Annotated in this window: 19 protein-coding genes, 1 tRNA gene and 1 pseudogene; 15 read left to right on the forward strand and 6 right to left on the reverse strand. The window is 61.8% G+C overall.

Annotated features, from left to right (window positions below; all coding sequences use genetic code 11):
* Positions 1–89 precede the first annotated feature (89 nt).
* The 6 genes and pseudogenes from rpsU to AC1Z3W_RS05160 all read left to right on the forward strand — a co-directional run.
* Positions 90–302, forward strand: a complete 213-nt coding sequence (gene rpsU / locus AC1Z3W_RS05135; protein WP_006479415.1) for a 30S ribosomal protein S21 — start codon at positions 90–92, stop codon at positions 300–302.
* 185 nt (positions 303–487) lie between these two features.
* Entirely contained in the window at positions 488–934 is a 447-nt protein-coding gene (locus AC1Z3W_RS05140; protein WP_040139376.1) for a GatB/YqeY domain-containing protein, read from the forward strand.
* A 72-nt stretch (positions 935–1006) separates the two neighbouring features.
* Positions 1007–2875 carry a DNA primase gene (dnaG, locus tag AC1Z3W_RS05145; protein WP_483507153.1) on the forward strand — a complete coding sequence of 623 codons (1869 nt, stop codon included), beginning with the start codon at positions 1007–1009 and terminating at the stop codon, positions 2873–2875.
* 89 nt (positions 2876–2964) lie between these two features.
* Positions 2965–5382, forward strand: coding sequence for an RNA polymerase sigma factor RpoD (rpoD, locus tag AC1Z3W_RS05150; RefSeq protein WP_082664544.1), 2418 nt, complete (start codon positions 2965–2967; stop codon positions 5380–5382).
* Positions 5383–5520: 138 nt separating this feature from the next.
* A tRNA-Ile gene (locus tag AC1Z3W_RS05155) sits at positions 5521–5599 on the forward strand.
* A gap of 625 nt (positions 5600–6224) precedes the next feature.
* Positions 6225–6494 (forward strand): annotated as a pseudogene (locus tag AC1Z3W_RS05160) (altronate dehydratase); the annotation flags it as partial.
* A gap of 115 nt (positions 6495–6609) precedes the next feature.
* Here the strand turns inward: AC1Z3W_RS05160 and hchA are convergent.
* Positions 6610–7491, reverse strand: coding sequence for a glyoxalase III HchA (gene hchA, locus AC1Z3W_RS05165; RefSeq protein ID WP_057924018.1), 882 nt, complete (start codon positions 7489–7491; stop codon positions 6610–6612).
* A 419-nt stretch (positions 7492–7910) separates the two neighbouring features.
* Here hchA and AC1Z3W_RS05170 point away from each other — a divergent pair, with 419 nt between their 5' ends.
* Positions 7911–9578 carry a fatty acid--CoA ligase gene (locus AC1Z3W_RS05170; RefSeq protein WP_057924017.1) on the forward strand — a complete coding sequence of 556 codons (1668 nt, stop codon included), beginning with the start codon at positions 7911–7913 and terminating at the stop codon, positions 9576–9578.
* Between the two features lie 48 nt (positions 9579–9626).
* Here AC1Z3W_RS05170 and AC1Z3W_RS05175 read toward each other — a convergent pair whose 3' ends face one another.
* Complete coding sequence (locus AC1Z3W_RS05175; protein WP_057924016.1) at positions 9627–10046, reverse strand: nuclear transport factor 2 family protein; 420 nt, start codon at positions 10044–10046, stop codon at positions 9627–9629.
* A gap of 378 nt (positions 10047–10424) precedes the next feature.
* Between AC1Z3W_RS05175 and AC1Z3W_RS05180 the strand changes: the two genes are divergently transcribed.
* Positions 10425–13190 (forward strand): winged helix-turn-helix domain-containing protein, encoded by a 2766-nt coding sequence (locus AC1Z3W_RS05180; RefSeq protein WP_057924015.1) that lies wholly within the window; start codon positions 10425–10427, stop codon positions 13188–13190.
* A 25-nt stretch (positions 13191–13215) separates the two neighbouring features.
* Here the strand turns inward: AC1Z3W_RS05180 and AC1Z3W_RS05185 are convergent, their stop codons facing one another.
* Positions 13216–14088 carry a LysR family transcriptional regulator gene (locus tag AC1Z3W_RS05185; RefSeq protein ID WP_057924014.1) on the reverse strand — a complete coding sequence of 291 codons (873 nt, stop codon included), beginning with the start codon at positions 14086–14088 and terminating at the stop codon, positions 13216–13218.
* Positions 14085–14390, reverse strand: coding sequence for a hypothetical protein (locus AC1Z3W_RS05190; protein ID WP_162492261.1), 306 nt, complete (start codon positions 14388–14390; stop codon positions 14085–14087). Before AC1Z3W_RS05190 ends, AC1Z3W_RS05185 begins: the two co-directional genes overlap by 4 nt.
* Here AC1Z3W_RS05190 and AC1Z3W_RS05195 point away from each other — a divergent pair.
* From AC1Z3W_RS05195 to AC1Z3W_RS05205, 3 genes are all read left to right on the forward strand, one after another.
* Positions 14286–15275, forward strand: a complete 990-nt coding sequence (locus tag AC1Z3W_RS05195) for an NAD(P)H-quinone oxidoreductase (RefSeq protein WP_057924013.1) — start codon at positions 14286–14288, stop codon at positions 15273–15275. The two genes, AC1Z3W_RS05190 and AC1Z3W_RS05195, sit on opposite strands and share 105 nt — an antisense overlap.
* A gap of 292 nt (positions 15276–15567) precedes the next feature.
* Entirely contained in the window at positions 15568–16506 is a 939-nt protein-coding gene (locus AC1Z3W_RS05200; protein WP_483507154.1) for a LysR family transcriptional regulator, read from the forward strand.
* 113 nt (positions 16507–16619) lie between these two features.
* Positions 16620–16994, forward strand: a complete 375-nt coding sequence (locus tag AC1Z3W_RS05205; protein ID WP_242431732.1) for a BON domain-containing protein — start codon at positions 16620–16622, stop codon at positions 16992–16994.
* A 233-nt stretch (positions 16995–17227) separates the two neighbouring features.
* On the opposite strand, the gene AC1Z3W_RS05210 is transcribed toward AC1Z3W_RS05205, so the two are convergent.
* Complete coding sequence (locus AC1Z3W_RS05210; RefSeq protein ID WP_124832448.1) at positions 17228–18310, reverse strand: porin; 1083 nt, start codon at positions 18308–18310, stop codon at positions 17228–17230.
* A gap of 330 nt (positions 18311–18640) precedes the next feature.
* Here AC1Z3W_RS05210 and AC1Z3W_RS05215 point away from each other — a divergent pair, with 330 nt between their 5' ends.
* Both AC1Z3W_RS05215 and AC1Z3W_RS05220 read left to right on the forward strand, forming a co-directional pair.
* A complete protein-coding gene (locus AC1Z3W_RS05215; RefSeq protein ID WP_057924010.1) occupies positions 18641–19603 on the forward strand; it encodes a cyclase family protein in 963 nt (320 codons plus the stop codon).
* A 111-nt stretch (positions 19604–19714) separates the two neighbouring features.
* A complete protein-coding gene (locus tag AC1Z3W_RS05220) occupies positions 19715–21394 on the forward strand; it encodes a class I adenylate-forming enzyme family protein (protein WP_483507155.1) in 1680 nt (559 codons plus the stop codon).
* A 39-nt stretch (positions 21395–21433) separates the two neighbouring features.
* Here the strand turns inward: AC1Z3W_RS05220 and AC1Z3W_RS05225 are convergent, their stop codons facing one another.
* Positions 21434–22360 (reverse strand): LysR family transcriptional regulator, encoded by a 927-nt coding sequence (locus tag AC1Z3W_RS05225; protein ID WP_483507828.1) that lies wholly within the window; start codon positions 22358–22360, stop codon positions 21434–21436.
* 387 nt (positions 22361–22747) lie between these two features.
* Between AC1Z3W_RS05225 and AC1Z3W_RS05230 the strand changes: the two genes are divergently transcribed.
* Both AC1Z3W_RS05230 and actP read left to right on the forward strand, forming a co-directional pair.
* A complete protein-coding gene (locus AC1Z3W_RS05230) occupies positions 22748–23065 on the forward strand; it encodes a DUF485 domain-containing protein (protein ID WP_057924007.1) in 318 nt (105 codons plus the stop codon).
* On the forward strand, positions 23062–24738 hold the full coding sequence (actP, locus tag AC1Z3W_RS05235) for a cation/acetate symporter ActP (protein ID WP_057924006.1): 1677 nt from the start codon (positions 23062–23064) through the stop codon (positions 24736–24738). The genes AC1Z3W_RS05230 and actP overlap by 4 nt, the downstream gene beginning before the upstream one ends.
* Position 24739 lies beyond the last annotated feature (1 nt).

Below are 24739 nucleotides of genomic sequence, written 5' to 3' on the forward strand. Positions count from 1 at the left end.
CGCCGTTCACGGGGCCCGGCCCTTAGTCTTTGCTCGACGCTCTGCTATACTCGTAAATCTTCCTTGCAAACCTTTATTCGTGTCGGATCATGACGATCATTCGCGTTAAAGAAAACGAGCCGTTCGAAGTCGCCATGCGTCGCTTCAAGCGCACGATTGAGAAGAACGGTCTGCTGACCGAACTTCGTGCGCGGGAGTTTTACGAGAAGCCGACCGCCGAGCGCAAGCGCAAGAAGGCTGCTGCGGTGAAGCGTCACTACAAGCGGATCCGCAGCCAGACACTGCCGAAGAAGCTGTACTGAACGATTGAGCGCCGCGCGATTCACTGAGCGGCGCACCGGCGAACTCCGCACGATCGGTCTCGATCAGGGGCCGCGAGTCGCCGATGCCGGATTCGAGCAACCCGCTTGAGACATAGTCCCAAGCGGGTTTTTGTGTTGACGTCCGTTCGCGGGCGTCGAAGTCACGTTTCCATCCCGGGTGCAAGATGAGTTTGAAAGAGCAGATCAGCGAAGACATGAAGGCCGCGATGCGCGCGAAGGAAAGCGAGCGTCTGGCGACGATTCGCCTGCTGCTGGCCGCGATCAAGCAGCGCGAGGTCGACGATCGGGTGACCCTTGACGACGCGGGCATCACCGCCGTGATCGACAAGATGATCAAGCAGCGCAAGGACTCGATCAGCCAGTTCCAGGCTGCCGGCCGCGACGATCTCGTCGCGAAGGAGCAGGCTGAACTGACCGTGCTGGGCGCCTATATGCCCGCGCAGCTGTCGGACGCCGAAGTGGCCGCCGAAGTCCAGGCCGCGGTCGCGGCAACCGGCGCAGCCGGCCCGCAGGACATGGGCAAGGTGATGGGCGTGCTGAAGGGCAAGCTCGCCGGCCGCGCCGACATGACGGCCGTTTCCGCGCAGGTCAAGGCCGCACTGTCGAAGTAAAACCCGCTTCCCGGCGCGTCGCATGCGCGTGCGCCGGGGCGTCGTATTGTCTTTTTTTCGTTCGATCCCACGGTGATTCCGCATTCGTTCCTGCAGGATTTGCTGAACCGCGTCGATATCGTCGACGTGGTGGGCCGGTATGTGCAGCTCAAGAAGGGCGGCGCCAACTTCATGGGGTTGTGCCCGTTCCATAACGAGAAGAGCCCGTCGTTTACGGTCAGCCCGACCAAGCAGTTCTATCACTGCTTCGGCTGCGGCGCGCATGGCACGGCGATTGGCTTCCTCATGGAGCATGCGGGGCTCACGTTCCCGGAAGCCGTGCAGGAACTCGCGCAGTCGGTCGGGCTGACGGTGCCGCACGAGCCGTCGATGCGCGGCGGCGGCGGGGGCGGCGGCGATTATCCTGCGCCCGTGTCGAAATCGGTTGCGACCGCGCTGTCCGACGTGATGTCGGCCGCATGCGACTACTACCGCAAGCAATTGCGCGGCGCGACCGTCGCGATCCAGTACCTGAAAAACCGGGGCCTGACCGGCGAGATCGCCGCGCGCTTCGGGCTCGGCTATGCGCCGGACGGCTGGCAGAACCTCGAAACCGCGTTCCCGGACTACCGCGAAGAGTCGCTTGTCGAATCGGGGCTCGTAATTGTCAGCGAGAAGACCGACGCGCAAGGCGTCGCGCGACGCTACGACCGGTTCCGCGAGCGGATCATGTTCCCGATCCGCAATGTGAAGGGGCAGGTGATCGGATTCGGCGGCCGCGTGCTCGGCAGCGGCGAGCCGAAGTACCTGAACTCGCCCGAAACGCCGCTGTTCAACAAGGGCAGCGAACTGTACGGGCTGTTCGAGGCGCGCCTCGCGATCCGCGAGCGCAAGTACGTGCTGGTCGTCGAAGGCTATATGGACGTCGTCGCGCTCGCGCAGCTCGGGTTTCCGAACGCGGTCGCGACGCTCGGCACGGCATGCACGCCGATCCACGTGCAGAAGCTGCTGCGCCAGACCGATACGGTCATTTTCAGCTTCGACGGCGACTCGGCCGGCCGGCGTGCGGCGCGCCGCGCGCTCGAAGCGTGCCTGCCGCATGCGGCGGACAACCGGACGATCCGATTCCTTTTCCTGCCGGCCGAACATGATCCGGACAGTTACGTACGCGAATTTGGCGCGGACGCGTTCTCCGAGCAGGTCGAGCGCGCGATGCCGCTGTCGCAATTTCTGTTGAACGAAGCAATTGCCGGCAAGGCGCTCGATCAGCCGGAAGGTCGCGCGAAGGCGTTGTTCGACGCGAAGCCGCTGCTGCAGGCGCTGCCCGCGAACGCGTTGCGTGCGCAAATCATGCACATGTTTGCCGACCGTCTCGATATCCCGTTCGAGGAAGTCGCGGGGCTGTCGGACGTCGACGCGCGCATCGCCGCGCCGGCGCGCCAGGCGCCCGCACGCAGCGAGCGGCGGCGCGTGACGGACAGCGAAAAGCGGGCGTTGCGCACGCTCGTGATGCATCCGCGGATCGCGTCGCAGCTCGACGACGAACAGCTTGCGACCCTGCGCGCGCTGCCGCGCATCGGCGAGCTGTTCGCCGAAGTCGTCGAGCATGCGCGCGCGCTGGGCGATGGCGCGGAGTTCCGGTTGCTGTCGGACGTTCTGCGGACGTCCTCGAACGGAGCGACTTACGAGGAAATCTTCCGCGAAATTCTGGACTATGATGAAAACGTCCGTGACTTGCTGTTACAGAATCCGGAAGACGAGACGGTGCCCGAGCGGCAGCGTGAACAGGAACGGATCGCGGGGGAGGAACTGCAGGCGGCGGTGCTCAAGATGCGCTATGACGCTTGCTGCGACCGGCTCGATCGGCTGGCGCGGCAATCCACCTTCACACCCGAGGAGTTGGCCGAATTGACGGAATTGAACCAGCAGCGAACCGACATGAAACGTCGGCTCGGGCTGTAGGCGGCCGGGGTGCCCGGAGAGGGGTTCCCCAGCGTGCTATAATATAAGGTTTCCAGCGGTTTGTTTTCTAAGCAGAGGCGAGATTCGCAATGGCAAAGACGACAGGCGGAAAGAAAGCAACGGGCAAGGGCTCGACGGAGCCGACCACCAAGGTCACAGCGGCCAAGTATGCTTCTTCCACCAGGACAACGTCTTCAGCCGCGTCAGCCCCTGCAGGAAAAAAAACCGCGGCCGGCACTGCTCAGGCTGCGCCGGCGCCGGTAGCCAGAACACGGGCTGCCGCCAGACCCGACTCCGGGCCGGCCAAGCCGGCGGCGAAGCGGGCAAGTGCGAAAAGCGCAAGGGACACGACTGCCGCCGCGGACGAAACGGCAGTACGTACTACTCATGCACCCACGGTTCAACCGGCTGTCGTCCAGCAGCCGCGAGTCGATATAGCCGGTACGGCGAACTCCATGACCAAAAAGCTGAACGAAGTATCCGTCGATGACGACGCAAATCAGAGCGACGGGCAGCCCGCAGCCGCGGCTGCCCCGGGCAAATCCAAGGTGCGCGATCGTCGCGCCAAGGAAAAGGCGCTGCTGAAGGAAGCGTTCGCGACGAGCACGCCCGGCACGGCCGAGGAGATCGAAGAGCGCCGCGTGAAACTGCGCGCGCTGATCAAGCTCGGCAAGGAGCGCGGCTTCCTCACGTATGCCGAAATCAACGACCACCTGCCGGACAACTTCACCGAGACGGAAGCCCTCGAAGGCATCATCGGCACGTTCAACGACATGGGCGTGGCTGTATACGAGCAGGCACCGGACGCGGAAACGCTGCTCCTGAACGACAACGCGCCGGCCGCGTCGTCGGACGATGAAGTTGAAGAAGAAGCGGAAGTCGCGCTGTCGACCGTCGATTCGGAATTCGGCCGCACGACCGATCCGGTCCGGATGTACATGCGCGAAATGGGTACGGTCGAGCTGCTCACGCGCGAAGGCGAAATCGAGATCGCGAAGCGGATCGAGGACGGCCTGCGCCACATGGTGATGGCGATTTCCGCGTGCCCGACGACGATCGCCGACATCCTCGCGATGGCCGAGCGCGTCGCGAACGAAGAGATCCGCGTCGACGAACTGGTCGACGGCCTGCTCGATCCGAATGCTTCGGACTCCGCCGACACGGACGGTTTCTCCGCGAAGGAAGCGGAAGCGATCGAGAACGAGGACGAGGAAGCCGAAGAGGAAGAGGAAGAAGAGGAAGAGGAGGAGGATGACGGTGCCGCGCAGGCGTCGGCCAACGCCGCCCAGCTCGAAGCCCTCAAGCGTGCATCGCTCGACAAGTTCTCGCAGATCAGCGAGTGGTTCGACAAGATGCGCCGCGCGTTCGAGAAGGAAGGCTACAAGTCGAAGTCCTACCTGAAGGCGCAGGAAACGATCCAGACCGAGCTGATGACGATCCGCTTCACCGCGCGTACCGTCGAGCGTTTGTGCGACACGCTGCGTGCGCAAGTGGATGAAGTGCGTCAGGTCGAGCGTCAGATCCTGCACATCGTCGTCGACAAGTGCGGCATGCCGCGTTCGGAATTCATCGCGCGCTTCCCGGGCAGCGAGACGGATCTCGACTGGGCAGAGAAGATCACGGCCGAGGGCCATGGGTACAGCGCGGTCCTGTCGCGTAACGTTCCGGCGATCCGCGAACAGCAGCAGCGTCTGATCGACCTGCAGGCGCGCGTCGTGCTGCCGCTGAAGGACCTGAAGGAAACCAACCGCCAGATGGCGGCCGGCGAACTGAAGGCGCGTCAGGCGAAGCGTGAAATGACCGAGGCGAACCTGCGTCTCGTGATCTCGATCGCGAAGAAGTACACGAACCGCGGCCTGCAGTTCCTCGACCTGATCCAGGAAGGCAACATCGGCCTGATGAAGGCGGTGGACAAGTTCGAATACCGTCGCGGCTACAAGTTCTCGACCTACGCGACGTGGTGGATCCGTCAGGCCATCACGCGCTCGATCGCGGACCAGGCGCGCACGATCCGTATTCCGGTTCACATGATCGAGACGATCAACAAGATGAACCGCATCTCGCGGCAGATCCTGCAGGAAACCGGTCTCGAGCCGGATCCGGCAACGCTCGCCGAGAAGATGGAGATGCCGGAAGACAAGATCCGCAAGATCATGAAGATCGCGAAGGAGCCGATCTCGATGGAAACGCCGATCGGTGACGACGACGATTCCCATCTTGGCGACTTCATCGAGGACAACAACACGGTCGCGCCGGCGGACGCCGCGCTGCATGCAAGCATGCGCGACGTCGTGAAGGACGTGCTCGATTCGCTGACGCCGCGCGAGGCGAAGGTGCTGCGGATGCGCTTCGGTATCGAGATGAGCACCGATCACACGCTCGAGGAAGTCGGCAAGCAGTTCGACGTCACCCGCGAGCGGATCCGTCAGATCGAGGCCAAGGCGCTGCGCAAGCTGCGTCACCCGAGCCGTTCCGACAAGCTGAAGTCGTTCCTCGAAGGGAACTGATTTCCAGCGTCTCACTTGCGAACGCCGCCGGTATCCACGTGATGCCGGTGGCGTTTGTCCTCTCTGCCGTCTTTGTTGTTACAATGCCGGCCCGGCTTCGTTGCCGGAGCGGCGTGTAGCACGCCTTGCTTCTCATCTGGGCCCCTAGCTCATGCTTGGTTAGAGCAGCGAACTCATAATTCGTTGGTGCCGGGTTCGACTCCCGGGGGGCCCACCAGATTCTCTTCCGGGATCATCCGCGGAATGTGTGCCGTTAAGCATAAGTTGTCCACATGGACACGTTATGCCTTATTTCCCGATCGGCCACGTTTTGCTTTATCGGGAATCGGCTGTACGTTTGAAGGTTTGGTTCGCGGTGGCAATTGACCGCGATTCGACGCGAAAAAGCCGACCCGGTGGGTCGGCTTTTTCGTTTCTGATGTGCCGCTGCCTAGCTCAGTCCGAGCGCCTCCTAACCGCTCTGACGTCTGTCTATGACGCCTCGGATGCCGGTCACGACCTCATGGGGGCATCCGGGCGAAACGACTGCGCAGACGACTGATCGACCGGCCCCCAGCTCTCGCTCGGCGATGGCTGTCTGCGCGTCGGCTCTCGGCGGGCGGTAACCCCGGCATCGTCTGTGCTCAAACAGGTGCGCGCCTGTCCATAACGGAGTCGCGATATACACGAGCGAGGAGGGGCCGGTTCTGTCGACGGTGCGTCCCTGAGCGGCTTCCTCAAGACAATGAAGAACCTCGAGCGCATGATTACCGCAGGCATCGCGGTCTCGCCTCGCGAACTCGAGTTCCGTCTTCAGCCCGGTTCTAGCAAATTGAGCGCAAAGCCAATCGAACGTAAAGGCAGCGTCGGATGACCGGCTCGTTGCGCACGGCGGGACTGCGATCCTGTCGAAAACGCCGGAAATCTACGGCGCGGAGCACCTGCTGACGCGCCGCGTGGTGTCCCCGGCCGTCGGCGCGAAGTTGCTCGAACGGGTCCGCTGGTGGGAGGCCTACTGCACGCAGATGAACGCGAGCATGGACAACAATCCGTCCGCGGGCAACAAGGCGGGCGGGCTGACGACGATCCTCGAGAAATCGCTGGGCGCGGTTGCGACGGGCGGCACCGCGAACAGGTCAGGGTGAACGTCAACATCCGGGGGGGCGCCGCTTGTTGCGGCCGCCTACGAGCGACCGCAACAGCATCAATGATGCGCGCAGCGGTGCAATTCTGCGATGCTCACCGGCGTCAGTCCGCCACTTCCTTCAGAAGTGCCGCGGCGGCCAGTTTGCCGATGTTATTGGACGCGAGCGGGCTATCGCCCGTGATGAGTTTGCGGTCCTGGTGGCACCGGCCCGTCATGTCCTTGTTCAGCACCTTGACCCCGAGTTTCTCGAGGCTCTCGGCGACGAGCCAGGGAAGCGGGCCCGGCATGTAACCGATATCGAGATTGGGTCCCTTGTCGAGCGCATCCGGAAACACGCAAACTTCGTAGTCCTTGAACGGATAGTTCTCCGGCTTTTCGTCTACGGCCGAAGCCAGCAAGCATGAAGGGCCATGACATAACGTGATGATGTGCCTGTCGTTGTCGAGGGCCCACTTGAGCGCCCGCTTGACCTCCGTGCTGTGTGGAATGCCGGCCAGCACGCCGTGGCCACCGGGAATGAATACCGCGATGTAAGGCGAATCCGTTCCCAAGTCCTTTTCCAGCACATCGGACAATTTGAGCGGGACTTTAAGTTTCGGCAGGTATTTCCGGTACGTACTCTGCACCGCTTCGTCATCACCCGGCATCGCCCATAGTTCCAGCTTGGCTGGATTGCCCGAAAGCGTGGCGATGTCGATTTCGAAGCCAGCCTTGTCCATGTGATGCATCGGCAGCAGCATCTCGACCGGATGATTGCCGGTCGAGAACATCTTGCCGTTCGTCATCAGCACGTAGCGCTCGTCAGTCGCGATCATCAGCACTTTCCACTTACCACCCTTATAAGGGTTCGGGTAATGTGCGCCGTCGAAGTCGGTCTTCGAAGACGTGTACTGCGATAACGAGTACGGAGACGGAAAGTAAGCGTTGTTCTCAGCGGGATCGGGGGAGGGCATCTTGTCCGTTTGCTGCGGTTCGGTGGTCATGACTACTCCTTTCACTGGACTGGATACAGGAATCGGCTGGGACTCGATAATCGATCGTGCTCGACCGACGGATGCCTTTGAATCTGCTCAAATGAATCGCTTTGCACTTCGAAGCGCAGACGAAGATTCCTCTGGGCCGCACGAGCGCGGCCAGCAAATCTTACAATAGGGTCCGCGATTCAACGCCCCCCCGATCAGGTGGGTTGCGTTCGACGCGTGAGCGTCACGTGCGTGATGGCTCGTCTTGTCGCCAATGCACTCCAGCGCGCTGGCTTGTCCCCCCGAATGTGGGGGTGTTCGGTGAATGCCGGTACTGTATCTTGAATGTCATCACGGCCGACGTGAACCAGCGTCAAAGACGGCTGCTCCGTCGCATGTAGCCTTTCATCGCGCCACGCCGGCCGCTCACGGAGACATTCATGAACCCTTCGTATCCCCGCTCTCGGGATGAGCCGTTGCCGTCCGCCTACACCTATCCGCTTCTGATCAAGCAATTGCTTCACACGCCGCTGGCGACACGGCCGGAGCAGGAGATCGTCTACAGCGACCAGGTGCGACACAACTATTGGACTTTTCGCCATCGCCTGGGCCAACTCGCAAGTGGATTGTCGTCGATCGGAGTCGAGGCCGGAGATACGGTTGCCGTGATGGACTGGGACAGTCATCGCTATCTCGAGTGTTACTTTGCGATTCCGATGATGGGTGCGGTGCTGATGACCGCCAACGTTCGATTGTCTCCCGATCAGCTTCTGTACAGTCTCAATCATTCCGGCGCGCAGGTTGCGCTGGTGCATCGCGACTTCCTGCCGATGCTCGCCGGCATCCGTGACCGGCTGGAGACGGTGAAGCGCTTCGTGCTGATCGCCGATGGCGCGGAGATCGACGTTCCGCAGGGGTTTGCCGACGAGTACGAGCATTTGGTTGACGCCAGCCCGCCGGATTTTGTGTTTCCCGATTTCGACGAGCACACGCGGGCGACGACGTTCTACACGACGGGTACGACCGGCCTGCCGAAGGGCGTTGCGTTCACTCATCGACAACTGGTTTTGCACACGCTCGCCGGAATGGCCGCATTGTCGAGTGCGCGCGAGCATGGGCGCATACATCGGGACGACGTCTACATGCCGATCACCCCGATGTTTCACGTGCACGCGTGGGGCATGCCTTACATTGCGACCGCGCTTGGGCTGAAGCAGGTTTACCCGGGCCGCTATACCGCGGAGGGGCTGCTTGCGCTGATAGGGCGCGAATCCGTAACGTTCTCGCATTGTGTGCCAACTTTGCTGGGGATGATTCTCGATAGCCCGTCGTCGGCGGCCGTCGACCTGTCCTCGTGGAAAGTCATTGTCGGAGGGGCGCCGCTACCCGAGGGGCTCGCTCGTGCGGCGATCAAGCGTGGCATCGACGTCTATACCGGTTACGGGATGTCCGAGACTTGCCCGTTAATGACGATCGCGCAAGTCGATTCAGTGCAGCCAGGCATTGATGGAACGCCTGACGACAACGTTGCGCGCAGGACGCGAACGGGTTTGCCGCTACCGCTCGTCGATTTGCGCATCGTCGACGAGAATCTGCGCGATGTACCGCACGATGGTCGCTCGGCGGGCGAAGTCGTTGTACGGATGCCGTGGGCGACACAAGGTTACCTCGGCGACGTGCCGGCATCGGAAGCGCTGTGGGCTGGCGGTTATCTTCATACCAATGATATCGGCGTAATCGACAAGGACGGTCGGTTGCAAATCACGGATCGAATCAAGGACGTGATCAAGACGGGCGGAGAATGGGTGTCGTCGCTGGAACTCGAGGACATTCTGTCTCGGCATCCCGCCGTACGCGAATCCGCCGTCATTGGCATCAAGGATGCCAAATGGGGCGAGCGGCCGCTCGCGCTCGTCGTGCTGACCGACGAATACGTCGGACGAGTCGACTCCGCAGAATTGCAGGCGCACATCAAGCAGGTGGCCGATCGCGGATTGATCTCGAGATACGCCGTGCCAGACACGCTGCTCATCGTCGATGCAATCGAAAAGACGAGCGTCGGGAAAATCAACAAGCGCGTACTACGCGAGCGCTATCAGGCAGCCTGACCAACGCCGATACCGGCTGCGCGATGAGCGACCGGTATCGGAATCGAGTCATCCGAGCGTCGTTTTACCGAGGTCTTCGAAGAGCTTGACGTTGTCCCAATAGGCGGCAAGCCGTGTGATGCGGGCTTCGGCATCAAATTCGAACAGAAATGCATGTCTGACCGAAAACGATTTCCCGCGATTCACGATGCCGAGGAAATTCTGTGCCTGAGTGCCGCGAATCGTGACCTCTACGGTTGCGTGACGCCCGGAACTGTCGGCATGAATTGCCTCGACCTCATTGGTCAAATCGGGAAAAGCGCTAACGAGCGCTGTCCATATCGCCGAGCCCTGGACGGCCGCAGCGCCTGTCGCGGCGATCGGCACGTAGTCGACGGTGGCGCCCGACACAAACAGGGCAAGCATTCCTTCGATGTCGTGCTGTCGATAGCGATCGAAAAATGCTTCCGCAATGTCTCGGCAATTCATGGCAACTCCCGGGCGATAACCGCGGTTGACGGTTTTGGGCGACCGGCCGCCTATCGGTCGCGCAGGGGGGCGGGCAAGTGGTTGGCGCCGACTGGCGGCACCGTCGAGCTAGCATGGAGCGAGTCGCCGGATTGAGGTAGCCCCCCAAATGGGGGGCTGAACATTGGATGTCGGATCGAGAACAATGCGAATCCCTCGCACTCGACCGGTACCGGCTGCGATTCCGGTACTGATCAGTCCGGAGATCACCTAGTGTTGATGGTGGATATCACGTGGTTATGCTGTATTTGCCGCGCATCGAACCTGACGCGCGTCGGGCAGGTCGGCCGAGAACCTTTTATCCACGCGGGCGGACAGTACCGGGAGAACAGGAAATAAATGACGTCCACAGACAGCAGAAAGTCGGCCATGCCTGCGGACGCCGATGCGATCGAGGTACTGGTACGTACCAAGCTGATGCCTGCATCGGCGCGGGAGATCGTGCCGCGCATGGCCAGGATCGGCCGCCTTGCACGCGCGCTTGATCGCCGAATAACCCTCGTGTGCGCACCGGCCGGTTACGGGAAGACGACGCTGCTTTCGGAATGGCGAAAGGAACTCGTCGCGACGAATGCCAAGGTCGGGTGGGTGAGTCTTGACCGGGACGACGACAATGCGTCGATCTTTTCGTCATATGTCGTCGCGGCCGTCGTCGAAGCTACCGGCGGTATCGGCAGTCGTGCCCAGCGATTGCTGCGCGACCGCGCGCTCATTCCGCTGAAGGTCGTGTTCGACGAGCTGCTCAACGAACTCGCGGATGCGGGCGTTGAAATATTCTTGATGCTCGACGATTTTGACCGTCTCGCCTCGCCGATCATTCACGACGCGATGTTTGAGTTGTTGCGTTACGCGCCGCCGAACTTCCACGTCGTCCTGGCATGTCGATCCACACCGGCGTTGCCGTTCAGCTATTTCGAATCGCGTGACGAACTGGTGCGAGTCGATGCGGATGATCTCTGCTTCGACGAGGCGGAAACGCGATCGTTCTTCGACCGAGTCGCAGGCAAGCACCTCAGCACGGAGAGCATCGAGCGTCTGCGTGCCGCAACTGAAGGCTGGGTGTCGGGTCTGCAACTGGCCGCGCTCGCACTGCGCGACGACAGCGATGCGGCGCATGTGGCCGAACAGGTGAGCCATGCGAGGGCTGGGATCGCCACCTATCTCAACGAGAATGTCATGTCCCGCGTGCCGGAAGCCGTTCATCACTTCCTGTTGTGCACGGCCGTACTGGAGCAGATGACCCCCTCGTTGTGCAACAGGCTGACGGGTCGCGATGACGCGGCAGACTGCCTTGAATGGCTGAGTACCCATAACCTCTTCATCAAGTCGGTCGATGGAGGGCGTCAGAACTATCGCTATCACGCGCTCTTTTCGCAGTATTTACGCGAGGAACTGGCGCTGCGCAGGCCCGGCGAGATCACGATTCTCCATCGTCGCGCGAGCGAATGGTATGCCGGCGAACGACAATGGCCGGATGCCGTTCGGCATGCGCTTGCCGCCGGCGATTTCGACACGGCCGCCGGCTGGGTCGAGACCTGCGCGATGAGGCTCATCGCTTCCAGTGACGTGCGAACCGTGCTCGACTGGGTTTCGCGTCTTCCGCAGCGTGCCGTGGCGGAACGCTTGCGGCTGAGGATCGCCCATACATGGGCGCTCGCGTTGTCGATGAGTATCGTCGATGCGCGCCGCTCGTTGGAGTCGATCGAGGCAGACGTGAATGCGCGCCGCCTTGATATGGATGGTGTCATTGCCACCGAATTGCTCGCGGTTCGCTCGTTGATCGCGGGCTTGTCGGACAGGAGTGCCGAATCGTTGATTCTGGGTGAGCGTGTACTGGCCGCGGGCCCGAAGCCGGGATCGTGGATAGAACAGATCGGGCAAACCACGATGATCTTCGGGCTCGGTTATGCGGGGCGGATCGGCGACGTGCTCGCACTCAGAACGCGAGCGGAAACTTCCTTGTCCGGGGACGAGCCGCTCTATGCGAACGTCTACCGACAGAACATGTCCGGTCTCGCGGAATTCGTCTCCGGTCGCCTGCACGATGCATCGACGACATTCGAGGCTGCCCTGCGGTTTGCCGAGCAATCCGCCGGACGCCTGTCGGCGGCGACTGCGCTGTCGGCTGGCTATCTGTCGGCCATCTATTACGAATGGAACGACTGGGCGAAGGTCAGCGAGGTTCAGCGCGATCGCTTCGAGGTCGCGATGCAGGCATGCTCGCTCGGGCCTTTGCTGCGCTTCATGCAGACAGCAGCACTGATCGAGTTCCAGTCCGGCCGCGAGGCGCGTGCACACGAAATCATAGACGCCGCCGATCACATCGCATGCAGCCGGCAATGGCTGAGACTGCGTGTGGCATGCATGGCGACCAGCATCCGGATCTGTGTAAGTGTCGGAAAATTGTCGCAGGCCAATCGTGTCGGAAAGGCGCTCGCGGCACTCGTGCCGGCAGCACTGCCCGAGGTGGCGTCGAGTTACATTGAAACGTGGCAGATGGCGCAATCCGCGCGAGTCAGGCTGATGCTGGCGGACGGGAGCGCGGGCGACGCCGAACGGGCGATCGCGATCGTGCACGAGGCGCTTCTCTCGCATGGATTCGACTGGTTCGCCGCGCAGGCTGCCACGTTACGTGCGGTGGTACTTGAACAGGCCGGCCGGGAAGACGAAGCGCTCGATGTACTCGGTCAAGCGCTCGAATACGGTCAGGTCAACGGGCTGGTGCGCACGTTCATCGACGAAGGCGCAATCGTGGAGCGCATGGTTGGGCGTGCGCTAAAGCACGCCGGGCGCTTGCCGGCCGTCAATGCGTGGTACTTGCGAGAACTTGTGCGCGCATTCGACGCACAGCGGGCATCGAACGCGACGCAGGCCGCGCGGCCGAGTGCGACCGGCAACCTGAGCGCGCGAGAAGCCGAGATCCTTGATTATGTGGCGCAAGGACTGTCGAACAAGGAAATCGCACGTGCGCTCCGCGTTGCGCCTGAAACAATCAAATGGCATCTGAAAAATATCTTCGAAAAGCTCAATGTCACGTCGCGCATCCAGGCCGTACGCAGCGGGCTGGCGCGTGAGCCGTCGGGCACAAAGCGCGACGATGAATGACCCGTCGCGGCGATGCCGCCTTGCGTTATCCATGCGCGGCGAATGATGACACGATCTCGTCGATCGCCGCGCGGATGCGCGCGGTGTGGTGCAGGTCACGGTGCGTGACCAGCCAGACCTCGTACGGCGACTGCCTGACCCGCTCCGGCCAGAGGCGTGCGAGCCCGTCGCGCTCGCCCATGTGAACGGGAATCTCGCCGATGCCGAGGCCCGAGCGCAGCGCGGCGCGCATCATCAGGTTCGTGCTTGTGCGCGTCACGATGCGACCCCCGGTAATCGGTTCGCCGGCGAGCGTCGGCTTGCGGCTGGAGTCGATGTACGGTTGGTAGACGACGAGGTCGTGGCCCGTGAACGCATGGCCGCGCTCCGGCTCGCCGTGCCGGCGCAGATAGTCGTGCGACGCGAACAGGCCCATGTCCCAGCATGCGAGGCGGCGCGCGACGAGATCGGGGTTCTCGGGCCGAACCGTGCGGATTGCAATGTCGGCTTCGCGCTTCGCGAGATTCAGAATCTGTGTCGACGTATTTAGCGCGACGGAGACGTCGGGATGCTTCGCATGTAGTCGTGCGATCGACGGCATCACGAATTCGATCGCAAGTGCATCGGTCGTCGTGATCTTCACCTCGCCGGCAAGCCGTCGGTCGACACCGTGCGTCAGTCGCACCAGTTCGTGTGCGCTCTGCTCCATCGCCTCCGCGGCGCGTAGCGCCAGCTCGCCGACCGGTGTCGGCAGATAGCCTTTTGATGAACGGAGAAACAATGTCGCGCCGAGCATGTGCTCGAGCGTTGCAAGCCTCCGTCCGACGGTCGCCTGATCGACCCCGAGCGTCTCCGCCGCTCGACGCAGCGTGCGCTCGCGATGGATTGCGAGGAATACGCGCGCGTCGTCCCAGTTCATCGCTTGTCCAGACTGATGCATTTTTGCATTCCTCGACAGGTAATTCGCTGCGTGCCCTCAACGGGCATTGGCCATAAACTTTTCTCACTTACATCGGTTGCGACGCCGCGATTGGGGATGGCCCGCGAATCGGCCGAGCATCGAAGAACGTTGAGGATCATATCGTGATGGGTGACAAACAAAACCTTCCAGTTGAAATGACCGCGATTGAAATCGTACATCCTGGCGGCCCAGAAGTGCTTGTGCCTGCCAAGCGCCCGGTGCCGTCGCCAGGTCACGACGAAGTACTGATTCAGGTTCATGCTGCGGGCGTGAACGGTCCTGACGTTTTCCAGCGCAAGGGGCTGTACGATCCGCCGCCCGGCGCGTCCGACATTCCCGGCCTCGAGGTCGCAGGGGAAGTCGTCGCGATCGGGCGTGACGTCACGCGGTTCGCGATCGGAGATCGTGTCTGCGCGCTGATTCCGGGCGGCGGATACGCGGAATACGCGGTCGCGAACGAGAGCAATACACTTGCGATCCCGGACGGCCTCGACATGACGGAGGCGGCGGCGATGCCGGAAACCTTTATGACTGTCTGGTTGAATCTGTTTCAGCGTGGCCGTTTTGCAGCCGGCGACAGTGTGCTGATTCACGGTGGGGCATCGGGTATCGGCACGACGGCGACGATGCTGGCGAAGGCGTTCGGCGCGTCGAAGATCATCACGACGATTGGCTCGGATCCACAGCGCGACGCGAGCTTGCGCCTCGGCGCGGATCTTGCGATCGACTACCGGAACGAGGATTTCGTCGACGAAGTTCGGCGCTTCACGGATGGCAAGGGTGTCGACGTGATCGTCGACATCATCGCCGGCGACTACGTCGCACGCAATTACGCGGCGGCAGCGATGAACGGTCGCATTGTCCAGATCGGCGTGATCAATGGGCCGGCCAGGGAACTCGACCTGTTCCCGATGTTGACGAAACGTTTGACGCATATCGGCTCGACCCTGCGCTCGCGTACCTACGCGGAGAAGGCACAGATCATTCACGAGCTGGAAGAGGCCGTGTGGCCGTTGATCCGGCAGGGTGTCGTCAAGCCGCAGGTCTATCGGCTGTTCGATCTGCGCGATGCGCGCGCGGCACATGAATTGATGGATTCCGGCCGCCATATCGGCAAGATCGTGCTTCGTACGCACGGGCAGTGAACAACCGGGCGTTACCGCTCGTTTGTTGAATTCATTTAGCTTCGCACACGAACGATCGATGGAGTAACCCCCCGTGCGGGGGGTGATCGTTTGGTGGCGAATGTTCGAGAATTCTCGCTATCGAGTTGAGCGTGGCGGCGGGTGAAATGGGATGTTCCGTCCACTGCGCTCGCGTCGTCCATCCAGGTCGAAAACTCCAGACGGTTATGTCGGGCGTCACTTCTACAGTGTGCAGAAGCAGGCTTTCGGATTGCCCGTTCCGTGCGTAGACAGTGAAGGGCGGTGGACAAAAATGGATATGCTCGAAAACATGCGGACATTCGTGCGTGTCGTTCAGGCCGGCAGCTTTACCGCAGTGGCGAAACAGACGGACGTGGCGATTGCGCAGGTATCGCGAGCAGTAGCTGGCCTCGAAGAATATGCTCAGACTCGCTTGTTGAATCGAACGACTCGGAGAATTTCGCTGACCGACAGCGGGCGGCGCTATTTCGAACGCCTGTTATCCATTCTTGGCGATGTCGATCAGGCGAATGCCGAGGCCAGAAACGCGCTGATTCGACCGTACGGTCGATTGCGTGTACATACCATGCCCGGGTTGGGGCAGAGCCATGTTACCGAGGCGGTGGTTGCTTATCAGGCGGCTTTCCCCGAGGTCGCCGTCGACATCACGTACTCGCAGCGGATGCCGAATCTGGTGGAAGACGGCTACGACATTTCGGTGGTCACGGCATCGAGTCTTCCGGATTCGGGGTACATCGCACACACCTACGGACGCTGCTACAGCGTCCTGGTCGCGTCGAAAGCGTATCTCGATCAACATGGCACGCCATCGAAGCCGGCAGATCTTGCCGACCATACGTGTCTGCGTCTCGATACGCCAGCCGAGTCGAGCGACGAATGGTTGCTTCATGGCGCGAGCGGTGAAGTGGCATCACATTCTGTTCTCTCCGCGTTGTTTCAGGCGAATGCACCGGAGGCGCTGGCAATTGCATTGCGTGCTGGAATGGGCATCGGGTCGCTGGCCACCTATTCGGTTATTGACGATTTGCGAACCGGGAGGCTGGTAAGGGTGTTGCCGGACTACCGCCTAACGATGCTGGACATTTATGCGATGTACATATCCAGGCAGTTCATGGACGCGAAGATACGGACATTTCTCGACCATCTGCGCGTGACGCTTTCGCCGGCGCTGGAAGCCGACGAAAGTGCATTGAATTCGATTACTGCATAAGGCCGTACCACACGGCAATCGGCCGTTGCGGGAGGCATGCAAGCGCAATACCGGGTGCCCGATTCGGGCATCTGCCAATCCGTAGTTGTCCGTTTGTTTTTGTTGAGGAGAGGATGATGAAGTCACGTTTTATGATCGTTGTTGCCGGTATCGTCGCGTTGACGTCCGTCACGTGTTACGCGCAATCCAGTGCCCCCGACGCGCAAACGGCCAAGAGCGCGACCACGTCGCCGCGTTCGGCAAAGAAGGCCGAACGCGTGGAAAATCGCGCGTTTGCGAAGAAGGTCCGCCAGGCGATCGTCAAGGCGCCTGGCATCGGCAATGCGCAGGTCACTGTGTTTGCGAAGGCAAAGACTGGTGAAGTGACGCTGGCCGGGATGATAACGGACGAGGCACAGGATAAGGCTGCAGTGGAGGCGGCTCGCAAGGTGCCAGGCGTCACGTCGGTGACAAGCAAGCTCGAGTTGCGAATGGAGGGCGGACAGTGATGCGCGGGATTGGGCGCGGCTGAGCGATACCAGGCCCTCCGGACGTCAGCGTCCGGAGGAATTCGCAGAATGAATGACCGGGCATTCGACAAATGAGCGCGGAACGTTCGGCGAGCCGCTGAATCGGCGCGGCTCGATCGGCGAACGGATCGCGCGCTCGCGCATCGAGATCGACCAGGCCGGCCTGCTGGTGCTGACGGCTCGCCCGGCTCGGTGCTCGTTGCGCACGAGACCTAGAAGAGATGACGAATCCCGACCACGGTGCCGAACGTTGATCCCGAGACGCCGTAAAGCGCGCCATTGGTGGACAGGCCAGTGTTCATCCTGCCATGGTTGTTGACGAACCCGAGTTGGCCATAAATCAGCGTCGCCTTCGACAGGCTGTAGGTCAAGCCCGTTGCGGCCAGAATGGAATGGTTGCCGGTATCGTTCCCGTCGCTCGTATACCAGACGCCCGCGTCCGCGTGGATCGTCGGCGTGAATCGGTAGCTCAGGCCTCCTCCGTAGACGCGGCTGTCGAACGAACCCGCGACCTTGTAATTGACGAATACCGCGTTTACGGTCAGGTCGTTGAATTCATAACGTGCACCGATCGTGCGGCCCGAGAACGCGACCGTGCTCGGCACGGGCGTCGTCGCGGCGGTGCCGCCGGCGTTGCCGCTATACATCGCCGCGCTGACGAGCATCGGGCCGTACGTGTAGTTCAGGCTGGCCGAATACTGACGGCCCGCCTGGAAATCGCCGGCGACACCGCCGAACGCGAGCATCGCGTTGCCCTGAAAGCCTGCGATCGTCGGGCTCGCATATGAAATGGCATTCGCGTTGAAGATGCCGGTGACGAGTACGTTGCCCACGTAGATCGGCACCTGACTGCCGAAAAACGAGACGGAGCGCGGGTCGGTCGAGATCAGCGAGAGCACGAACGGGGAAAACTGCAGGCCGGCCTTGATCGTACCCACACCGCTCTCGATGCCGATCCATGCATGGCGGCCGAAGAAGTTTCCGTTTGAATCGGTGAAACCGCCTTTCGAGATATCGATGCCGCTCTCCAGCGTGAAGATCGCCTTCATGCCGCCGCCGAGATCCTCGCTGCCTTTCAGGCCGAACAGCGACGGCGTCATCCCGCCGCTGATCAGCGAAAACTGATGGCCGGCGTTTTGCCCGCTCGCTGGATCGGCTGTCTTGCTCGTGTACAGGAAGCCGCTGTCGACGATGCCGTAGAGCGTCACATTGCTCTGCGCATGTACCTGCGATACCGCGCCTCCCATGATGACTGCCGCCAGTGCGATCGAACGAATTCGGGAACGAAATGACATCGTTGATTATCTCCATGGTAATTGTGATTTTTAATGATTGGTGTTATTTTGAGATTAAAAAAATGAATCAGGAAAATTCCACTGCGGGATTTCCGTTTCATTGCGATCGCATGTTAGATCACGTTTTGGCTATATTGAAATACGGTAGTAGTACTAGATATGTGCGAGATTGATTGGGGTGAATGAAAACAATTCATTTGCCTCGAAATTTCTGCCCGCCTACGCTCTCAACCATTAAAAATCGACAACCCCGGCGATATGGGCGGACGTTTTCCGCGCATGCACTCGACGGGGGAGATTGGATCGGTGGACTTGAAAAGGAGACAAGGCATGGAGTCGAAGAACGTTCCGGAGATGGCTGAACTGTTGCGTGATGCACCGAAGAACTGGGGCAAGTGGGGGCCGGACGATGAAGTCGGTTCGCTTAACTACCTGACCGAGACGGAGGTGCTGCGCGGCGTCGCGGCCGTGCGCTCCGGCAAGACCTTCACGCTGCAGATCCAGATGGGAAATCCGAAGGGCGATCCTGTCTGGCCGGGTCGCTCCCAGGCATGCCGCATGAATGTGATGGACAAGGGGCACTACATGTGCGGCAAGGGGCCGCTGTTCCCCGGGCTTCTCGAGTATGCGGACGACATGATGATCATGTATCTGCAGGGTTCCACGCAGTACGACGCCCTCGGACACGTTTGGTACGGCGACCAGATCTGGAATGGCTACGATGCGAAATCGACCATCGGCGGCCTCGCGAAGGCCAGCGTATTGCCGATCGCGGAGCGCGGCGTCGTCGGGCGCGGCGTGCTGATCGACATTGCCCGGCATCGCGGCAAGGCCGTGCTCGATCCGGGCGAGACCTTCACGCATCGCGATCTGCTCGAGGCTGCCGAAGCGCAGCGCGTGACGATCGAAAAGCGTGACGTCCTCGTGATCCGCACCGGCTGGATCGGCTCGTTCTACGAGCGTGACAAGAGCGAGTTCTACAAGAATTTCATCGAGCCGGGCCTGACCTACAGCCCGGAACTCGTCGAGTGGTTCCAGCGGATGGAGATCCCGAATCTCGTCACGGATACGATCGCGAACGAAGTGACCATCGATCCGGAATCGGGTGTGGCGCTGCCGCTGCACAACGCGTTGATGCGCAACCTCGGTGTCACGCTGACCGAGATCGCGCAGCTCGATCCGCTTGCTGCCGACTGCGCGGACGACGGGCAATGGTCGTTCCTCTATACCGCGGCACCGCTCAAGGTCGTCAGCGGTAGCGGCGCGCCGGTCAACCCGGTGGTCATCAAGTAAGGCCGTTTCCAACTCCGGTCCGACCATGCCCGGCGCTTGCACGCGCCGGGCGCACAGTGCAATTTCGGTGACGCGCGCACGTGATGCCGCGCGCCCAATCCTGGAGTTCCCATGACGCCCCATGACAAGAAGCCCTGGCTCGCGAACTATGCGGCCGGCCATCCGGCGATGATCTCGCCGGTATTTACCGATGTGCTCGGCATGTTCAGGGCAGCCGTCGCGCGCGCACCGGAGCGTGCCGCGATATTGTATTTCGACGGCGTGCTGACCTATGCCGAGCTCGATGCGCAATCGGACGCCCTTGCCAGCGCGTGGCGCGAGCGCGGCTGCGTAGCCGGCGATCGCGTTGCGCTTTATCTGCAGAACGTGCCGCAGTTCGTGATCGCGCTGGTCGCCGCGTGGAAGCTCGGGATGATCGCGGTGTCGATCAATCCGATGAACCGCTCACGCGAGCTGCGTGTATTGCTCGCCGATTCGGGCGCGCGAATGCTGATCTGCCACGAGTCGCTCTATGCGGACGTGGTACGCCCGTTCCTCGAGGAGGAGGCCCAGGCCGCCGCGCAGGGTGAGCCGGCGGTGCAGCCGGCCGTGATGACCACATGCGAACTCGAGTACCAGAGCCGAAACGATGCACGGCTCTTTGCCGGTACGCGACGGCAGCCGGCGGAAGGCGTGGAGGACCTGTCGACGACGATTGCCGCTTATCGCGGCCACCGGCCCCCACCTGTCACGCTCGCGCCGACGGATGTCGCGATGCTCGTATACACGTCAGGCACCACCGGCGTGCCGAAGGGGGCGATGAACACGCACGGCAACATTGCATTCAACGCGCAGGTGTACCGTGACTGGATCGAGCTGCGGGAAGGCGGTCCGATCCTGGGCGTCGCGCCGTTGTTTCACATTACGGGGCTGGTTGGACATATCGGCGCGGCATTGATCTGCGCGGCGCCGCTGATCCTTGCGTGCCGTTTCGAGCCGGGCGTCGTCCTCGATGCGATTCGCGAGCATCGCGCGGAATTCACGATCGGCTCGATCACGGCGTTCATCGCGCTGATGAACCATCCGCATGCGACCCGCGAGCATCTGGTGTCGATGCGACGCATCTACTCCGGCGGTGCCCCGATTCCGCCGAGCGTCATCGATGCGTTCCGCGAGCGCTTCGGCCACTACATTTACAACGGCTACGGCTTGACCGAGACGAGCTCGCCGACGCACTGCGTGCCGCTCGATCGTGACGCACCGGTCGATCCGTCAACCGGCACGCTCGCTGTCGGCGTGCCGGTATTCAACGTGGAGTCGTACATCGGCGATGAAGCCGGCTTGCCACTGTCGCCGGGTGAGATCGGCGAGATCATTTCACGTGGACCGATGGTCGTGCCGGGCTACTGGAACAAGCCGGACGAGAGTGCGAAGGCGATCGTCGACGGCTACTTCCGCACCGGCGACGTCGGCTTCATGGACGAGCAAGGCTGGTTCTATCTCGTCGATCGCAAGAAGGACATGATCAACGCGGGCGGCTACAAGGTTTGGCCGCGTGAGGTCGAGGACGTCCTGTATTCGCATCCGGCGGTACGCGAGGCAGCGGTCGTCGGCGTAGCGGACAGTTACCGGGGAGAAACGGTCAAGGCCGTCGTGAGCCTGAAACCGCATGCCGAAATCTCGCCCGACGCGCTGATCGCTTACTGCAAGCAACGGATGGCGGCGTACAAGTATCCGCGCATCGTCGAGATCATCGACGAATTGCCGAAGACCATGACGGGGAAGATCCTGAGGCGCGAGCTGCGCGGGTAAGCGAGCGGCGTCGGCCGACGCGGCAGGCGAGGCACCGCATTACGGGTGGTTCGCCGTGTCCGCGCGAACGGACTCGAATACTTCGCCAAGTTGCCGACGCAGCCAACTATTCGCGGGATCGGCATCGGAATTCGTGTGCCAGTAGAGATAGGTATCGATCGATGCATCGAATGGGCATTCGAGCATCCGGGTGCCGCACATCTCGTTGAGCAGCCGTGCGTACCGCTCCGGCATGGTCAGCAGCAGGTCGGTCTGGTCGACGACGCGGCATGCGGCGAAGTAGCGGACGCATCGCAGGCGGATGCGGCGTTCGGCGCCGAGCTTGACGAGTGCGGCATCTTCGACGCCGCCGCCGCGTTGCCGGCTCGTCACGAGCACGTGCTCTTCGGCGAGGTAGGCGTCGAGGTCGAGGCGTTGACCGACGCGCGGGTGATCGCGACGGCACAGAACGATGTACCGGTCGGTAGAGAGTTTTGTACTGCGAATGGATTGCGGGTGAGGAAGAAGAACGTCGATCACTGCATCGAGCGAGCCGGTGAGCAGGTCCGCTTCTATCGCGCGACGATCGTGTTGCACCGCGGCGATGTCGATCGACGGCGCGTGCTTGGCGACGTAATGCGCGATGGGCGGCAATACCACCGGTTCCTGTGCATTGAGAATGCCGATCGTGAAGCGTCTGACCGTCGATTCGACATCGAACCGGCTGGCTTCGTGCAGCGTGCATTCGAGCGTATGCAGGGCATTGCGCACGCGCGCAATGATTGCTCTCGTAAATGGGGTGGGCATCATTGCATTGCCGTGACGCTCGAACAGCGGGTCGCCGAGCAGTTCGCGCAACCGGTTCAGCGCATGACTGACTGCCGATTGACTGAGATTGAGCTGCTGCGCCGCGCGCGTGATGCTCTGCTGCGCGTAGATGCGCTCGAGCACCACGAGCAGATTCAGGTCGGTCCGGAAAATGTTCATGACATCGGGAATGAAGGGAGGGCGCGGTGGCAGCGTCGATTCGCCAGAAATACCGCGTGACGACGCGTTTTTGCCACCCCCCGGACGGGGGGCAGGGCGCATCGCGATGCCGGTTCCGAAAGCGCATGCGCGCGCCAGCCCCGAGCTCCGGGCGTCACCGGGAGCAGTCGGTGTTTCCCCGGAGAACACGTGAATGCGCTGCTGCCCCCCACCTGAGGGGGCTGCTATTCGCCAATGGCGGAAATAAGCTCGGTCGTCTCGGTGCTCACGCGGGGCATGTCGACCCGGTAAGGGAGCGGATGAAATTTTATGGATGCCGAATCTATTGGTGAGGTGACGGATTCGCAAGGTGATACCGATTTTCCAGATTGGTGACGGAGGAGACATATGACGTTGAATGAAAGCGCAGTTTCGCGCATCCGGGAGCACGTGAAGTTTCGTGAGCTGGTCGACGAACGCACACGCCTGGGCCGGGTGTCGATGATCATCGTGCTGGGTGCGTATTTCGGGCTGATCGCGCTGGTCGCGTTGCGGCCTGATCTGTTGCGCAGCGCCGCGTGGGCGGGAAGTGTCACGACGGTCGGCGTGATATTCGCGATTGCCGTGATCGTCGCGGGATGGGGGCTCACGTGGCTCTATGTCCGGGTCGCGAATGATCGGTTCGAAAGGCTGACCAACGAATTGCTTGGCGAGGTGGGGCAATGAAATCGATCGTACGCGTTTCGACCGCGGTACTCGCGCTTGCCGCCACGCCGGGCGGCCTTGCCTGGGCCGGCCCGGTCGTGGAGGCGGGGCAGCGGCAGCCGCTCAATCTTGCCGCCATCGCAATGTTCATGGTGTTCGTCTGCATGACGCTGGGCATCACGTACTGGGCGGCGCGCCGCACCAGGACGGTGAACGACTTCCTCACCGCCGGAGGCGGAATCAGCGGGCTTCAGAACGGCCTTGCGGTCGCCGGCGACTACATGTCCGCCGCGACGCTGCTCGGCGTCGTGAGCCTCGTCTACGCGAAAGGCTACGATGGCCTGCTCTATGTCGTCGGCTTCTTCGTGGGATGGCCGGTGATGCTGTTCCTCATGGCCGAGCGCCTGCGCAATCTCGGCAGGTTCACGTTCGTCGACATCATCGCCTACCGGCTCGATCCGGTCAGCACGCGCTGGATGGGCGTGGTCAGTTCGTTGACGGTCGTGTTCTTCTATCTCATCGTCCAGATGGTCGGCGCGGGAGAACTCGTTCAGCTGCTGTTCGGCATCGACTACAACTATGCGGTCGTCGGCGTCGGGTGCCTCATGATCGTCTACGTGACTTTCGGCGGGATGATCGCGACGACGTGGGTCCAGATCATCAAGGCCGTCCTGCTGATGTTCGGCGGCACGTTGCTGGCGCTATTGGCGCTCGGTCACTTCGGCTTCAGTTTTGAACGGCTTGCGCAGTCTGCGATCTCGGTGCACAAGGCAGGGAAATCGCTGATGGAACCGGGCCGTCTGTTCTCGGATCCCGTTTCGGCCATCTCGATGTCGCTGGCGACGGTGTTCGGGCTCTCCGGGCTGCCGCACGTCCTGATGCGCTTCTTTACCGTTCCGAATGCACGGGAAGCCAGAAAGAGCGTATTCGTTGCAAGCACGTGCATCGGCTTCATGTTCATTGCGATGTTCGTCATCGGCCTCGCGAGCGTCGTGATCGTCGGCACCGACCCGCAGTTCTTCGAGGGTGGACGCGTGGGCGGCGTGCTGCGCGGCGGGAACAATATGGTGGCGATGCATCTCGCCAACGCGACGGGCGGCAGCCTGTTCCTCGGCTTCCTCGCGGCGGTGACGTTCGCCACCATCCTGGCCGTGGTGTCGGGCCTGGTGCTAGCGGGAGCGTCGGCCGTATCGCACGACCTCTATGCGAGCGTGCTGTGCAAGGGGCGAGCCAGCGGGGCATCGGAGATTCGCGTCACGCGGTGGACGACGCTGGCGATCGGTGCCGTGGCCGTCGTGCTTGGCCTCCTGTTCAAGGGGCAGAATCTCGCCTTTCTCGTCGCACTGGCGTTCAACGTTGCCGCGTCGGCAAACTTCCCGCCGCTCGTGCTTTCGATGTACTGGAAGGGATTGACGAGTCGCGGCGCCGTCTGCGGTGGCATCGTCGGACTCGTCTCGTCGGTCTCGCTGGTCATTCTGTCGCCGGCGGTATGGAAGTCGGTGCTCGGGCATCCGGCTGCCGTGTTCCCGTACGATCATCCGGCGTTGTTTACGATGCCGCTGGCGTTCCTGGCGAGCTACGTGATGTCGACACTCGATCGCAGTTCGAAGGCCAGCGCGGAACGGCGTGCGTTCGACGCGCAGTTCGTACGCGCCCAGACCGGACTCGGTGCGGAACGGGCGGTCGAGCATTGAC

Source organism: Burkholderia sp. 10_S31 (assembly GCF_056930375.1).